General features: G+C 57.8%; 15 protein-coding genes. 3 read left to right on the forward strand and 12 right to left on the reverse strand.

Going from position 1 to position 14338, the window contains the following annotated elements:
• Positions 1-7 precede the first annotated feature (7 nt).
• From tssG to ACXPVS_RS04895, 11 genes are all read right to left on the reverse strand, one after another.
• Positions 8-1015 (reverse strand): type VI secretion system baseplate subunit TssG, encoded by a 1008-nt coding sequence (gene tssG, locus ACXPVS_RS04845; RefSeq protein WP_458508904.1) that lies wholly within the window; start codon positions 1013-1015, stop codon positions 8-10.
• Positions 979-2766: a type VI secretion system baseplate subunit TssF gene (tssF, locus tag ACXPVS_RS04850; protein WP_458508905.1), complete on the reverse strand. Its 1788-nt coding sequence runs from the start codon at positions 2764-2766 to the stop codon at positions 979-981. The genes tssG and tssF overlap by 37 nt, the downstream gene beginning before the upstream one ends.
• Before the next feature lie 514 nt (positions 2767-3280).
• Entirely contained in the window at positions 3281-4195 is a 915-nt protein-coding gene (locus ACXPVS_RS04855; RefSeq protein WP_458508906.1) for a hypothetical protein, read from the reverse strand.
• Positions 4188-4706, reverse strand: coding sequence for a PAAR domain-containing protein (locus tag ACXPVS_RS04860; RefSeq protein ID WP_458508907.1), 519 nt, complete (start codon positions 4704-4706; stop codon positions 4188-4190). Before ACXPVS_RS04860 ends, ACXPVS_RS04855 begins: the two co-directional genes overlap by 8 nt.
• Before the next feature lie 10 nt (positions 4707-4716).
• Positions 4717-5124, reverse strand: coding sequence for a type VI secretion system baseplate subunit TssE (tssE, locus tag ACXPVS_RS04865; RefSeq protein WP_458508908.1), 408 nt, complete (start codon positions 5122-5124; stop codon positions 4717-4719).
• Positions 5125-5137: 13 nt separating this feature from the next.
• Complete coding sequence (gene tssC, locus ACXPVS_RS04870; RefSeq protein ID WP_458508909.1) at positions 5138-6613, reverse strand: type VI secretion system contractile sheath large subunit; 1476 nt, start codon at positions 6611-6613, stop codon at positions 5138-5140.
• Between the two features lie 26 nt (positions 6614-6639).
• Positions 6640-7155 (reverse strand): type VI secretion system contractile sheath small subunit, encoded by a 516-nt coding sequence (tssB, locus tag ACXPVS_RS04875; protein WP_458508910.1) that lies wholly within the window; start codon positions 7153-7155, stop codon positions 6640-6642.
• Between the two features lie 32 nt (positions 7156-7187).
• Positions 7188-8744 carry a type VI secretion system protein TssA gene (gene tssA / locus ACXPVS_RS04880; RefSeq protein ID WP_458508911.1) on the reverse strand — a complete coding sequence of 519 codons (1557 nt, stop codon included), beginning with the start codon at positions 8742-8744 and terminating at the stop codon, positions 7188-7190.
• 808 nt (positions 8745-9552) lie between these two features.
• The gene (locus ACXPVS_RS04885) at positions 9553-9828 is read right to left on the reverse strand and encodes an HU family DNA-binding protein (RefSeq protein WP_003213368.1); all 276 of its coding nucleotides are present in this window, start codon (positions 9826-9828) and stop codon (positions 9553-9555) included.
• A 192-nt stretch (positions 9829-10020) separates the two neighbouring features.
• Positions 10021-11169: an NAD(P)/FAD-dependent oxidoreductase gene (locus ACXPVS_RS04890; RefSeq protein ID WP_458508912.1), complete on the reverse strand. Its 1149-nt coding sequence runs from the start codon at positions 11167-11169 to the stop codon at positions 10021-10023.
• Between the two features lie 19 nt (positions 11170-11188).
• Complete coding sequence (locus ACXPVS_RS04895; protein WP_305447516.1) at positions 11189-11356, reverse strand: rubredoxin; 168 nt, start codon at positions 11354-11356, stop codon at positions 11189-11191.
• A gap of 200 nt (positions 11357-11556) precedes the next feature.
• On the opposite strand from ACXPVS_RS04895, the gene ACXPVS_RS04900 reads away from it, so the two are divergent.
• A complete protein-coding gene (locus ACXPVS_RS04900; protein WP_458508913.1) occupies positions 11557-12120 on the forward strand; it encodes a chorismate--pyruvate lyase family protein in 564 nt (187 codons plus the stop codon).
• A complete protein-coding gene (gene ubiA / locus ACXPVS_RS04905) occupies positions 12120-13010 on the forward strand; it encodes a 4-hydroxybenzoate octaprenyltransferase (RefSeq protein WP_458508914.1) in 891 nt (296 codons plus the stop codon). Before ACXPVS_RS04900 ends, ubiA begins: the two co-directional genes overlap by 1 nt.
• Positions 13011-13072: 62 nt before the next feature.
• Here ubiA and ACXPVS_RS04910 read toward each other — a convergent pair whose 3' ends face one another.
• On the reverse strand, positions 13073-13465 hold the full coding sequence (locus ACXPVS_RS04910) for a COG4315 family predicted lipoprotein (RefSeq protein ID WP_458508915.1): 393 nt from the start codon (positions 13463-13465) through the stop codon (positions 13073-13075).
• Between the two features lie 153 nt (positions 13466-13618).
• Here ACXPVS_RS04910 and phoB point away from each other — a divergent pair, with 153 nt between their 5' ends.
• Entirely contained in the window at positions 13619-14308 is a 690-nt protein-coding gene (gene phoB / locus ACXPVS_RS04915; protein WP_458508916.1) for a phosphate regulon transcriptional regulator PhoB, read from the forward strand.
• Positions 14309-14338: the final 30 nt, after the last annotated feature.

The raw sequence follows: 14338 nt of genomic DNA on the forward strand, positions 1-14338 counted from the left end.
CACGTCCTTAATGAATTTTGCTGCCGAGAGTCACCACGCCGTCCGCTTTTTCGCGGCCGAGCCAACTGGTCCATCCCAGACGACAGGCGTTCTGCTCACCGATGCGCAGTTCGCGGATTTCTTCCTGGCGCAACACCAGGCGAATGTCGTAATCGAGCGGGTCACGCAGGGTGAACCGCACCAGCGCACAGAGCGGCTGATAGCCGAAACCGATCGGCAGGAATTCGTGGAAGCGTTGCCAGTCGAGTTCGCGGATATGAATGCGAAATTTGCCGCTGCGGTCACGCACGTGTTCGCCCAACACCAGGTCTTCGCCGAGCAGACTGTTGGCGCGGCCCAAGCGGTTGCGCTGCTCGTCGAGAATTTCAACGCGACGCTCGATGCACTGCTCGATGGTCAGTTCGGCGTGTTTGAAGTAGTAACGCAGCACCGCTTCGATCAGTGCCGCCGAGTGCGCCCGCAAGCTGAGCAGGCCGAGGTACGGCAGCAGGCGTTTCCAGTTCAGTTCCTGGGCCCTGCGGATCTCTTCGCCACCGAGACCGATCAACGCAAACAACTGCGAAGAAAACGGGTCGAGGGCCCCACTCTGGAAACTTGCGCGGTAGCGGTACTTCTGCCAGATCGGCAGCATCAGCCGTTGCAGGCGATGGTGGAACAGGTCGAGAAAGTTGCGGGTCGGGTTGCCGTCTTCGCTGTCGCCCAAGGCCTGTTCGCCGTAGAACGCCGGCAGCGGCGAGCTGGAACCGACCAGGCCGATCAGGTTGAATCGCAGACGCGCGCGCAGGTGGCCGTGCTCGGTAAAAAACTCCACGCGATCAACGTCACTGCCAGGGAAGCCCAGGCTCGGGTTGGCCTGGAATTCGAGCTGATCGTACAAATCGTCCTGGCTCAGGTGCGGGTGGGCCTCGCGCAGCCGGTCAACCACCAGCAGCACAGCCTGAAACAGCGAGTACTCGCGTATTCCTCGGGTCAGTCCGCTCAAAGCAGCGGCTGAAGGCCCATACGTGGTGTCCATTGGTACACCTCTCCCTGTGTGCTTTTTACCCGCAGCTCGTGGTACGAATTGAGGCTGGCGTAAAGCGCGAAAAACTCGTTAAGAACCGAAGCGAAAACGAACAGGTCGCCCTCGCCGATATACCCTTCGGGGTCGATGGTCAGCTCGGTGCGCAACCCGCGTACGGGCAACCCTCGGTGCAAGCGGTCGACGTGTTGGTGTTTGATCGACTTGAGCCCGCCCAGCAGACGCTTGCTGACTTTTTCAGCGTGTTGGTCGTAGTAGCGCGGCAGGTCGTAGGTTTCGAGAATCACCTTCAACGCATTGACGTCGGCCAAGGACAGGTAGTTAAGCGACATGTTGCTGATCAGCTTCCACAGGAAGTCGCGGTTCAGTGGCGGCGCATAACTGGGCGTGGCCGGGGTGATGTTGCGGAAACTGAGGAACTCCGGCGTCTCTTCGCAGGCCACGCAGATGTCGCCGAGCTTGAGCTTGCGCGGCAGGTTCTGGTTGGTGCACATCAGCTCGATCGACAGGGTCTCATGGGCTTCGGTATGACGGATGCCAAAGCTCAGGTACGTGTCGAGGCCGTCGTGCAACGAGGAGGAACGCTGGCGGATGCTGTAGTGCGGACGGCTGTTGGGCACGTCGAAACTCGGGTCGTGCTCGAACGATTCGAACGGTACGTACTCCTGATAGCCAAGACCACCGGGCTTCCAGCCGGTCACGGTTTCCACGGAAAACACACCGCAGTTCTCCAGGTCGTATTCGGCCGGCAACAGCAGGTATTCGTCTTGCTTGCCGTCGAGGCGGATCGGCAGTGCATCGTGTTTGAACAGGTTGACGATCGGCGTGCAGTAGAGCTTCACGTTGTCCAGCGTCGGACGCAGGCGCTGAATGCCGCTCTTGCGAATATCGAAGCGCAACTCCAGGCCGCGCATCTGCTTGAGCGTGTCTTCCGGCAGGGCCTTGAGCAGGTCCAGGCCGTTGATATCGACGAACAGAAATTTGTCCTGGAAGGCGAAATACTCCTGCAGGTAGCGGTAGCCGCGGAAGGTGTTCAGCGGATACGGGATCAACGCTTCTTCTTCGGCAAAACCCACCGGTTGAACGCGGTCGCCGGGCATCTTGAACGCCATTGGCGTGCCGTTCACACCCTTGATGGGCTTGCCGGCGCCGTCTAGCGGGATCAGCTCGATGCCTTCCAGGTTGCGCAACAGACTCAAGTACAGCATCTGGCTGATGTAACGCTCGCCGGCGAAGTGCAGGCGCAAACGGCTCAGTTCCAGCTCGCCGAGGTGACCGTCAGCGCTCATCTCCAGACGCAGACTCAACAGCGAACCGTCGCCCTTTACCGAGTAATTCAGCGCGGCCAGATCCAGCGGCAAGACTTCGGTCGGGTAGCAGGTGCGGAAACGGCAACGCACGTCATCGGTCGGCACGCTCTCAATTGGAGTGTCACGCTCGACCATCAACGCAGGACCCGAACGCTTCAACGGGTCGAACTGCAAAATGCTGAACGCCGGCAGCGGGCGCATGTAGTTGGGCCACAGCAAATGCATCAGCGAGTGGCTGAGTTCTGGCAGTTCGTCGTCGAGCTTCTGGCGCAGGCGCCCGGTCAGGAAGGCGAAGCCCTCAAGCAACCGCTCCACGTCCGGATCCCGCCCGGCCTGCCCCAGGAAAGGCGCCAACGCCGGGCTACGCTCGGCGAAACGGCGGCCTAACTGGCGAAGTGCGGTGAGCTCGCTTTGGTAGTAGTGGTTAAAGGACATTTCTAGCTGCCTGATTTTGAGTTCGAGTGAATTCGCTAAATTCGTGAGCCGACTGCTACTGCTGATCTCTGACTACAGGTTTTGGCGGAAAAACCTTTTGACAACTTGATAAACAACTAGAGTGACAATCGAACAGAAATACCCCGCAACCAACAAATAAGGTATATATGCCACCCATTCGACCATTAGCCTAAGACCAGCCAAGTGGCCAGAGACTAAATAAATCACGCCGTACAAAAACCACGACGCGGCATAGAAGGGTATAAAAATAACCGGAGCCCAACACGCGAGCCGGACGACTTCACGTTCGGTTTTTCGATCAATGACTCGCGATGCCCAAAATGCAAATATGAAATAGGCACCCACGCCAAAAGCCAATATGAACATATGAAAAAACTGCTTCCACCCTCCGAAGGGTGTTACAGGAGGTAATAGAGTGTCCACAATAAATAACAGCGGCAACAGAATTGCGGGCATCCTGACTGCCCACTTAAAATAGCTTGAATAGGTCATTTTACAGTGGCTCATTTTGGGCATCCGGCAACGACTCGAAGTATACGTATTTCCATCGCTCGTCATTCGGATTCAACTTCAAGAAAAAGTCGTTCCACTCCGTTATTGGTCGCAGGTCCAAACGGTCTTTGTTCAACTTTTTTCTACGCAGTTCATTACCTAAATTACCGTTGAAATTACCGCTATCGTCAATCTCTAGGCGAATTGCCGATTCAATCATCGGGTACGTGCCCTCACCGGGCAAGGACCAAGCAGCACCGCCTTTTCGAACATGAACACCGAGAAATACTGCCTTGCCAGAGGCATCAGAAATGAACGCCTCGCAGTTTGGGAACCCATCACCTTTAATGTGAGTAGCAATATCAATGTATTTAGAAACGCGGTCGATCGTCAGCGTGATCTTATAGCTGACGTCGAGACTCGGAACAAAAGTCTTGCCAGTCAGAGCTTTTGCAGTTTTTGACCCAAAAAAAGCATGGTTCTCCCCTGCATATTTACCTTCAATAACTATCGTTGTGACAGCGCCTTTCTCAGTTTTAGCGGAAGGAGGACCGCCCCCTCTAGGCTTTAGTTCTCCGTCATATCGTACATGTTCACCATTCGCCATACCGGAATCATTAGATTCAGTTTGGGTAAAAAGAACTTCGTTTATAGCCGAGTTTATAAAGAACTTATGCCAGATACGCGAAGTCACTTCAGTACCTGCCACACCCGACAGACCACTTGGCTTTAAAGAGTAACTTCTCGCATCACCTTCAAAAAACATGCCCCACAATCCAAAATTTTTACCCGGGTGAAAAGACCGGATATTTATTTCATAAGTGGCTAGCTTCGCTAACTTTACCGTTACAACTTGTCCATCATTACTATGAGAGGGTGTTGATGGAGCTTGGGCCAATAACGCTTGATTAGGCATGAGCCACACCTCCAGGCGTAACTAACGAAATCTTGAGCATTTGAGATGACTTCCCTGTCGTAACGCACTTGGTATGGCCCGTTGCGTCAGTCACGCCTTCGTGAATTTCTCCGTCTGCTGTCTCTATTCGATAACCATAATTTGCAATCGGGTTACCTTCATCGTCCCGCAAAACAAAAAAATCGTTGAAGTAACCTGGCATTGGAACCGGAGGAACAAACGGCGCCGGGGAATGCGAATTCCCGATAATCACGGTCCCGGACCCGGCCGTAACCTTGTTGCCATGAGTCCCGACGGAATCCACCGTCGCAGCCGGTTTGCCGTTAATCAAAACCGTCGTCGCCAACCCGCCCGACATCGCACCACCACACGCCGAGGCATCGCCTTGGCGGGCGGCCGCGAGGCCGTCGAAGAAGACGTCCCCGGAACCGGCGGCGATCGGGTTGGTGCCGTGGCCGGGGAGCGGGCAAGCAGTGGGGTCGGATACGCGGGCTGCTGGTTTGCCGGACATACGGGTCTCCTTAGTTGACCTTTACTTGACCGCTGCCATCCAGGCGCGCGGCGAAACTGACCTGACGCTTGAAACCATCAACTTCCAGCAGGCCTTCGATGCTGAAGGACAGGCGAAGCTGATCGTTGTCACGCGGCAGGGAGATGACACGCACATTGCTCAGGCGTGGCTCGTAGGCTTCGATGAAATTTTCGATGGCCAGACGGGCCTGACTCAGGGAGTCGTGCAGGCTCAGACGCATGTCATTGAGATCGGGTAGCCCGTAATCGGACAGCGTTTGCACGCTGCCCGCACGGGTGCTGAGCATCTTGGCCAGATGGGCAGCCACGGACGCCATGGCGGAGACCTCGCGGCTCCAGCCGACGCGTTTGTCCGCGTCGCCACCCAGGCGTTCGAAAAAGCTGCCGTATCCAGTCATGAGTTAGCTCCGCTTACTCTTTGTCCAGCTTGCCAACCAGCGACAGGGTGAAATCGGCCCCCATGTACTTGAAGTGCGGGCGCACGTTCAGGCTGACGCGGTACCAGCCAGGCTCGCCTTCGACATCGCTGACGATGATCTGGGCAGCGCGCAGTGGACGACGGCCACGGACTTCGGCGCTTGGGTTTTCCTGGTCGGCCACGTACTGGCGGATCCACTTGTTGAGTTCCAGCTCGAGGTCGGTACGTTCTTTCCACGAACCGAGTTGCTCGCGCTGCAGCACTTTCAAGTAATGAGCCAGGCGGTTGACGATCATCATGTACGGCAGTTGGGTGCCAAGCTTGTAGTTCAGCTCTGCTGCCTTGCCTTCTGCGCTGATACCGAAGAACTTCGGCTTCTGCACCGAGCTCGCGGAGAAGAACGCCGCGTTGTCGGAGCCTTTGCGCATGGTCAGGGAGATGAAGCCTTCCTCGGCCAGTTCGTATTCACGACGGTCGGAAACCAGAACCTCGGTAGGAATCTTGGTTTCGATTTCGCCCATGCTTTCGAAATGGTGCAACGGCAGGTCTTCAACCGCGCCACCGCTCTGCGGGCCGATGATGTTCGGGCACCAGCGGAATTTGGCGAAGCTGTCGGTCAGCTTGGTGCCGAACGCGTAGGCCGTGTTGCCCCACAGGTAGTGCTCGTGGCTGTTGGCGACGGTTTCTTTGTACACGAACGATTTGACCGGGTTTTCTTCCGGGTCGTACGGGTTACGCAGCAGGAAACGCGGCACGGTCAGGCCAACGTAACGGGAGTCTTCCGACTGGCGGAAGCTCTGCCATTTGGCGAATTGCGGGCCTTCGAAGTGATCTTTCAGATCCTTCAGGTCCGGCAGACCGGTGAAGCTTTCCAGGCCGAAGAATTTCGGGCCGGCCGCGGCGATGAACGGTGCGTGGGACATGCAGGCAACGCTGGACACGTACTGCATCAGTTTCACGTCCGGCGAGCTTGGGGACATGAAGTAGTTGGCGATGATCGCGCCGACTGGCTGACCACCGAACTGACCGTATTCAGCAGTGTAGATGTGCTTGTACAGGCCAGCCTGCATCACTTCCGGCGAATCTTCGAAGTCGTCCAGCAGGTCTTCTTTGGAGACGTTGAGGATTTCGATCTTGATGTTTTCGCGGAAGTTGGTGCGATCGACCAGCAACTGCAGACCACGCCACGACGATTCCAGGGACTGGAAAGACGGGTGGTGCAGGATCTCGTCCATCTGGCGGCTGAGCTTGGCATCGATCTCGGCGATCATGCGGTCAACCATGGCTTTCTTGACCGGCTCACCGCTGTTCTGCGGCTTGAGCAGCTCTTCGATGAAGGCTGACACACCGCGTTTGGCGATGTCGTAGGCTTCGTCGTCCGGCGTCAGGCGGGTTTCGGCGATGATGCTGTCGAGAATGCTGTATTCGCCGTTCTCTTTGCTCTTTTGCTGTGCTGCGCTAGTGCTCATTCTTGGCTTCCTTGACTGATGGTGGCTCAGGCGTTCTGGGGGGCGTCCTGGGCTGCGGCGTTCAAGCCCAGCTCACCCAATACGCGACCACGGGATTCGTCGTCGGCGAGAACGCCTTCGATGGCTTTGCGGAACGCAGGCGCGTTACCCAGCGGGCCTTTGAGGGCCACCAGCGCGTCGCGCAGTTCCATCAGTTTTTTCAGCTCCGGCACTTGCTCGACCAGGCTGGCCGGGTTGAAGTCCTTCATCGAGTTGACGCGCAGTTGCACGCCCAGCTCTTCAGTGCTGCCTTCTTCCTGAAGGCGGTTCGGCACGTTCAACGTCAGGGTCAGCTCTTGCTTGGCCAGCACTTCGTCGAAGGTCATCTTGTCGATGCTGATCGGCTTGCGATCTTCGACTTTACGTTCGTCCTTGCGGTGGGTGTAGTCACCGATTGCCAGTAGTTTCAACGGCAGTTCAATCTCTTCCTGAGCACCACCGGTGGCAGGTTTGAAAGTGACGTTGATGCGTTCCTTGGGGGCTACCGAGCCTTCTTTGGCCATGGCTATTCTCCTTGCGGTTGTGGCCCTGGGGCCTATTCGAGTACCACTTCGAGATCGAGGTGGCACAGCCTGCGATAAATCTCTTCCTTGCGTTCACGTACGGCATGGTTCTGCGGCAACAACTCACAGCAGCTATGCAGTAAATGCAGCACTTCCAGCGCAAGATCGGGCTCCCAGGCGTTCAGGCCTGAGTCCTGTAATGTTTGGTCGAGGGTTTCGAGTTGGGTCCTGGCCAGTTCGTACTTTTTGGCCATGAAGCACAGCCGCGCCAAGGCGAACTGCCAGAAAAATCGCGCCCGGCCACCCTGGGCGGCTTGCAAACCCTGCTTGAGGATCTGCACGGCGGCCTTGAGGCCGTCCTTGCGCAAAATCGGCAGGACTTCTTCCAGGGCCACTTCCCAGGCCGGCTGGTTGTCGGCGACTTCGACCTTGCGCGGCGCACTGGCGCTTTGCAGGTGCGGCATGACATTGGCGGCGACCCAGGCACGGGTGGCCGGGTCGGCAAACGGGGCGCCGTCATGGAATCGCAATTCGATGATGCCGGGCAGGCGCTGAATCAAAAGCGCGAAGTGGATTTCCACTTCGCGCATAGCCATCTCAGCGTTGAGCCCCTGGAGGCACTCCCACACCATTCGCTGGCCATCGAACCAGAACGGCGCCTTCGCCAGGCTCGCCTCCAGTTCCACCAGCAGATCGGCGTATTTGGCCTGGTCGTAACGGTCCTGGTAGGCCTTGAGTTTGTCGGCGGGCAGCCCGCGCAGAACGGTGATTTGTTCGGCGTTGCGTTCGGGAACGGCGTCGATGGGCAGCCAGAGCAACGTGCGATTAAGGCGCAAGGCGCGCAGGTCGGTGGCTTTCTGTTTGAGCCACCAGGCGCACAACGGACGGGCGTTTTCCTGCTGGGCGCGCAGGGCCTTGTGGGCTTCTTTTTCGTTGTCGATCGGTGCGCCAGGGGTGAACAACTGCGTGGCAGCCTGTTTGACCTGGGCCACCGCCGCGCCCACCACACCGGGTTCCGGCTGGTTGTCAGCGGCGCGCTGAACCATGTTTTTCAAGCGGCGGGAGACCGGCAGCAGCAACGGTGCATCATCGCCCAAATGCTCGGTGCATGCGGCATCGAGACCTTCAAGGTGTTCGACCAGCCGCCGGAACATCGGCAGCTGCTCTTTGATCGCGACGTTTTCGTTGAGCACCTGCTCAAGACGCGGTACTAACCAACTGATGGCCGCGGAGCGGGTGCGGGCCTTATTGGGATGAACCTCAGCCCAGTGGTTCTCGCACAGATGGTGCAGAAGTCCGAGGCCGGCCAACAGCCCCTGGAAGGATTCGCGCTGGTACAGGGCCCAGGTCAGCCAGGCACCAACCCGCAAGTCCTTGGACTGGGTGTGCAGCAGGCTTTCACTGTTTTCGCGGATTTTCAGCCAGTCGATCTGACCGCTTTCGTGCATGGATTGGGCTTTGCCCAGCTCACTTTCCAGCGCTTCATATTCGCTCGAAAAGCGAACGTCCTCGCCCGCGAAATTCTCTTTGGAAACAGAGGCTTTTGCGAGTTCGAGGTAATGAGCGGAAAGTTTGCTTGAGTAGGACATCCATGGCCTTTATTTAGGATTACAGTCATACGTCTATTGGATTTCCAACGACGCGGGACAGAATCAAAGAGCGGCGATGAGTCTCATCCAATTGAGTTCGTGCTCTTTCAAGTGCGCGCATCGTACTCACGATGATGGCCACTAGCAAGCATCCGATTAAACAACAAGGCGAGATGTATTTATTTCCCCTAGGAGATCTCCCTATATGTAGAAGGGGGATCCCTGATACCCGTTTAACAATTCATCGCTCGACCTGATGGCCTGAAACCACTGAGATAGAGCCATCAGCTCCTGAACCTTGATAAATACCGTATTCATTGTCGATTCACTCCTATGACAGGCGAGAAGCATGGCAAAAAGACAAAGCGATGGATGTAGGAATATTCCTAAATGTTACCGCCATCAATGAATATAATGACGCGTGACAAGAGCCGACAAGAAAAGTGCCACTAATTTGATGGCACTTCATATTCAAAACAAAGTTCCAAAATGGAACTTTCGGTATCACGAAAATTTCATACCAGGCATCAAGATCCTTCCTGCATCAATACTTCGGATACCGGGTTAGCGTGCACGGCATTTTGGCGACCTGCTCGAGCCAGGCACGACTCGGGCGTCGCGATTTGTCTTTCTCGGCTTAAGGGGTGATCAATGGCGAAAGCGTGGTTGATTTGCAACGCCGTACGGGGCTTTGCGAGGATCTACCCACAACCGCATGGTCGATGCCACCCACAAAAAATGGGCACCCAACCAAGTTGGCGTGCCCATTTTTACTCCACTCACCCGCTACGCGGGAAGTCGGTGCGCGTTACGGATTAACGCTGTCTTTCAACGATTTGCCTGGCTTGAAGGCAACGGTGTTGCTGGCCTTGATTTTGACGGGCTCACCGGTTTGCGGGTTTTTGCCGGTGCGGGCACCGCGGTGGCGTTGCAGGAAGGTGCCAAAGCCCACCAGCGTGACGCTGTCCTTGCGGTGCAGGGCGCCGGTGATTTCTTCGAGAACGGCGTTGAGAACGCGGTTGGCCTGCTCTTTGGTGAGGTCTGCTTTTTCAGCAATTGCAGCGGCGAGTTCTGGTTTACGCATTAGTGAAGCCCCTTTGACGGTTTTTTGTTGTTATGTCCGTGCTGTTCTCGTTGGAACAGCGCCCAAAGCGCCGCAGGTGCTCTACTCTGCGGCAGACGGGAGTGAGAATGGCACGCAGCGAAGAGCCGCGCCAGTCTCGGCGCGACCTTTGTAAGGGCAAAAGAGGGATGATTCCGACAGAACGACCGGTATTTACGCCAGCAGTGCCGGAAGCTCTTTGTTCAGCGCCAGTTTTTCCATCACCGCCGCGCCTGTCAGGGCATAACCCAGCAGTTTGCCGCTGGCATCGCGGCACAACACCTTGATGTCCGCGCCCTGCCCTTCGACTGTCCAGACGCCCTCCAAACCCCGTGGTGGCGGTGAAACCACCAATGGGCAGACCGGCGTTTTAACCGTGATGGGCATCGGGCCATAACTCACCGCCGTCGGGTTTCCGGCGAGGGTCTGGGCCAGCGCTCTCGCACAGCTCATGAGGGGCATGACGTACAACAGATTCAGTCCATCGACTTCGGCGCAGTCGCCCAAGGCATAGATATTGGCGTGGGAGGTTTTCAGGTGGCGATCGACCACTACACCGCGATTAACCTGCACACCGGCCGCCGCCGCCAGGTCAATGCGCGGACGAAGACCAATGGCCGACACCACCACATCGCAAGGAATCACTTGGCCGTCGGACAGATGCGCTTCCAGTCCGTCAGCAATGCGCTGCAAGCGGTTGAGCACCGGCCCGAGGTGGAAGCGTGCGCCCAGGCTTTCCAGCCCGGCCTGGACCGCAGCAGCCGCCGCCGGGTGCAACAGGGTCGGCATGACCTGCTCGCACGGTGCTACCAGTTGCACCTCGTATCCGCCAAGGATCAGGTCGTTGGCGAACTCGCAACCAATCAGGCCGGCGCCGAGCAGCAACACCCGACGTTTGCCTGCCGCCGCGGTGCGAAAGCGCGCGTAGTCTTCCAGGTCGTTGATCGGGAAGACTGCGTCAGCCGCATCGCCTTCGATCGGCACTCGCACGGTTTCCGCGCCCCAGGCGAGGATCAGGTCACGGTAAAACACCGCTTCCTCACCGATCCACAAGCGCTTGTGGCCAGGATCGATGCCGCTGATGCGCGTGTGAGTACGCACTTCGGCCTTCAACTGCTCAGCCATGGTGCCGGGCTCGGCCATGCTCAGGCCGTCAGCGTCTTTGTTTTTGCCAAAGCCGGTGGAGAGCATCGGCTTGGAGTAGGAACGTCCGTCATCTGCAGTAATCAGCAGCAGCGGGGTTTCGCCATCGAGTTTGCGAAACTCCCGGGCCAGGTTGTAGCCAGCCAACCCGGTACCGACGATCACGACAGGTGCGTTCATTCCTTACTCCTCTAATGTCTTAGTTGATTTCGATCATTTCGAAATCCATCTTGCCTACGCCGCAGTCCGGGCACAGCCAGTCTTCCGGCACGTCTTGCCACGGGGTGCCGGGCGCTATGCCGTCGTCCGGCCAGCCGTCGGCTTCGTTATAGATCAGGCCGCAAACCACACATTGCCACTTTTTCATTCACATACATCCTCAAGATTCAGGCTTTTGCCGGCGCGAACGGTCGATGGTTGGAGCGCTGCCGTCCGGCTCAGCGCGTTTTGTACTGATCGGGCCCGGCAGATGCAAGCCTGTTCGATGCAATGGCCGGCCGGATCCATCAAAATCGCAGGCTGACATGGTAAGCTCGCCGCCTCATTTGCTGCCAATAATGACTCACTGTGCCGCACTCAAAATCCCCCGCCGCGACCCCGCTTTGGCTCCCTCGACGCCAACTGACGCCCCTCCCCGACACGTCTACCCTCGACTGGCTGTTCGACGAAGGCTCTTTGACTCGACGGCTGATCCATTTGTCGAATGACGGCTTCAGCGTCACGCCACTCTTCGAAGGCTGGCAATCACTGCGCGCCGACGAATGTGCCGCGCTGGACCTGGCCGAAGGCAGCGAGGGCTGGGTGCGTGAGGTGTATCTGCACGGCCACGGCGAAGCCTGGGTATTTGCGCGCAGCGTGGCGGCGCGCAGTGCGTTGCAGGGTGACGGTCTGCACATGGACGAGTTGGGCAGTCGCTCCCTCGGCGAATTGCTGTTTTGCGATCACGCTTTTCAGCGCCGCGCGATCGAGGTTTGTCACTATCCTCAGGCGTGGCTGCCGATGGAGTCCCGGGCACCTGACCTGTGGGGCCGCCGCTCGCGTTTCGACCGCGGTGCCTTGAGCGTACTGGTGGCCGAAATTTTCTTGCCGACCCTGTGGAGCGCCGCCCGCGCCCATCCGGAGTACTGCTGATGTACCAGAGCCTGCTCAAGTCCCTGAATCGCTTGAACCCACGAGCCTGGGATTTTATTCAGCTGACCCGCATGGACAAACCGATCGGCATTTATCTGCTGTTGTGGCCGACGCTGTGGGCGTTGTGGATTGCCGGCAAAGGGTCCCCTTCGTTGGCCAACATCGTGATTTTCGTCCTGGGCGTGGTGCTGACCCGCGCCGGCGGCTGCGTGATCAATGACTGGGCGGATCGCAAGGTCGACGGCCACGTGAAACGCACCGAACAGCGGCCATTGGTGAGCGGCAAGATCAGTTCCAGAGAAGCACTGGTGTTCTTTGCGCTGCTGATGGGCGTGAGTTTCCTGCTGGTGTTGTGCACCAACGCGGCCACGGTCTGGTTGTCGTTCGGCGGCTTGGCACTGGCCTTCACTTACCCGTTCATGAAGCGCTACACCTATTACCCGCAAGTGGTGCTGGGCGCGGCGTTCTCTTGGGGGATGCCGATGGCATTCACTGCCGAAACCGGTGAACTGCCGGCGGCGGCGTGGTTGCTGTGGATCGCTAACCTGCTGTGGACGGTGGGCTACGACACCTACTACGCCATGACCGACCGCGAAGACGACTTGAAGATTGGCGTGAAATCCACGGCGATTCTGTTTGGCGAGGCGGATCGGGTGATCATCCTGACGCTGCAAGGGTTGGCGTTGGGTTGCTTGCTGCTGGCCGGGTCGAAATTCGAGCTCGGTGGCTGGTTCCACCTCGGATTGCTGGCGGCGGCAGGCTGTTTTGTGTGGGAGTTCTGGTACACCCGCGGCAAGGACCGGATACGTTGCTTCAAGGCGTTTCTGCACAACCATTGGGCTGGGTTGGCGATCTTTGTCGGGATCGTGCTGGATTACGCGCGACCTTGATGGGCTCGCTGTTATGTAGCAACTGGCGCAGCCAGACGCAGGCTGCGTCAACTGCTGCAGGGCTACATTTTCGGCCCGGAATTAGTGATGACGTGCCAGACGTCCTTCATTTTGTCGCCTTCCTTGTCTCCCGGTTTCTTGTCCTTCATGAAGTAGTAAAGCGGCTTGCCGTCGTAAGCCCACTGCATCGTGCCATCGTCACGTTTGACGATCGTCCATTTTCCTTCGGCATTCGCACCCGCCTCCGCGTTGAAGGGCGGCCAGTATTCTGCGCACTGCCCCGTGCACACCGACTTGCCGCCAGTGTCGTTGTCAAAGGTGTACAGGGTCATGCCCTTATGGTCGGCCATCACGCCGTCTTTCATCATCACCGGCTCGGCGGCGAAGGCCATCGTCGGCAGGGCCAGGACCGCAGTCAACATCATGGCTTTGAAGGATTGCGAGTATTGCTTCATGGAAACCTTCCTTTTGTGGTTGTCAGGATTCGGACTTAGAGCTTAGTTCAGGATCATGACAATCGCCGGGCGACTAAAATACTGTCACACGACTGCAATAATTCCGTTATCTAATGCGGCGCAAGACAGTTAAATGACAAGAGGATTAATGGCATGGTTGGCAGGAGCATTCTGATCGTCGACGACGAAGCGCCCATTCGCGAAATGATCGCCGTGGCGTTGGAAATGGCCGGCTATGACTGCATGGAGGCTGAGAACTCGCAACAGGCCCACGCCATCATCGTCGACCGCAAGCCGGACCTGATCCTGCTCGACTGGATGCTGCCCGGCACCTCCGGCATCGAGTTGGCCCGACGCCTCAAGCGTGACGAGCTGACCGAGGACATCCCGATCATCATGCTCACCGCCAAGGGCGAAGAGGACAACAAGATCCAGGGCCTGGAAGTCGGCGCCGATGACTACATCACCAAACCTTTTTCCCCACGCGAGCTGGTTGCGCGCCTGAAGGCCGTGCTGCGCCGTGCCGGACCTACCGATGGAGAGACGCCGATCGAAGTCGGCGGCCTGCTGCTGGACCCGATCAGCCACCGCGTGACCATCGACGGTAAACCCGCCGAGATGGGCCCGACCGAATACCGTCTGCTGCAATTCTTCATGACCCACCAGGAACGTGCCTACACCCGTGGCCAGTTGCTGGATCAAGTTTGGGGCGGCAACGTCTATGTCGAAGAGCGCACCGTCGACGTGCATATCCGCCGCCTGCGCAAAGCCCTCGGCGATGCCTACGAAAATCTGGTACAAACCGTGCGCGGCACCGGCTACCGGTTTTCTACCAAAGCCTGATCCGGAGCTTCCCCGCCCGACAAGCTGACA

The sequence above is a fragment of the Pseudomonas sp. Ma2-10 genome, assembly GCF_054330215.1.

Excerpts from the sequence above, each read along its gene's own strand:
- ubiA (WP_458508914.1), top strand. The coding sequence starts at position 12,120 with ATGTACCAGAGCCTGCTCAAGTCCCTGAATCGCTTGAACCCACGAGCC.
- tssG (WP_458508904.1), bottom strand. The coding sequence starts at position 1,015 with ATGGACACCACGTATGGGCCTTCAGCCGCTGCTTTGAGCGGACTGACC.
- ACXPVS_RS04910 (WP_458508915.1), bottom strand. The coding sequence starts at position 13,465 with ATGAAGCAATACTCGCAATCCTTCAAAGCCATGATGTTGACTGCGGTC.
- tssA (WP_458508911.1), bottom strand. The coding sequence starts at position 8,744 with ATGTCCTACTCAAGCAAACTTTCCGCTCATTACCTCGAACTCGCAAAA.
- ACXPVS_RS04890 (WP_458508912.1), bottom strand. The coding sequence starts at position 11,169 with ATGAACGCACCTGTCGTGATCGTCGGTACCGGGTTGGCTGGCTACAAC.
- tssC (WP_458508909.1), bottom strand. The coding sequence starts at position 6,613 with ATGAGCACTAGCGCAGCACAGCAAAAGAGCAAAGAGAACGGCGAATAC.
- tssF (WP_458508905.1), bottom strand. The coding sequence starts at position 2,766 with ATGTCCTTTAACCACTACTACCAAAGCGAGCTCACCGCACTTCGCCAG.
- tssE (WP_458508908.1), bottom strand. The coding sequence starts at position 5,124 with ATGACTGGATACGGCAGCTTTTTCGAACGCCTGGGTGGCGACGCGGAC.
- tssB (WP_458508910.1), bottom strand. The coding sequence starts at position 7,155 with ATGGCCAAAGAAGGCTCGGTAGCCCCCAAGGAACGCATCAACGTCACT.
- ACXPVS_RS04885 (WP_003213368.1), bottom strand. The coding sequence starts at position 9,828 with ATGCGTAAACCAGAACTCGCCGCTGCAATTGCTGAAAAAGCAGACCTC.
- ACXPVS_RS04895 (WP_305447516.1), bottom strand. The coding sequence starts at position 11,356 with ATGAAAAAGTGGCAATGTGTGGTTTGCGGCCTGATCTATAACGAAGCC.
- ACXPVS_RS04855 (WP_458508906.1), bottom strand. The coding sequence starts at position 4,195 with ATGCCTAATCAAGCGTTATTGGCCCAAGCTCCATCAACACCCTCTCAT.
- phoB (WP_458508916.1), top strand. The coding sequence starts at position 13,619 with ATGGTTGGCAGGAGCATTCTGATCGTCGACGACGAAGCGCCCATTCGC.
- ACXPVS_RS04860 (WP_458508907.1), bottom strand. The coding sequence starts at position 4,706 with ATGTCCGGCAAACCAGCAGCCCGCGTATCCGACCCCACTGCTTGCCCG.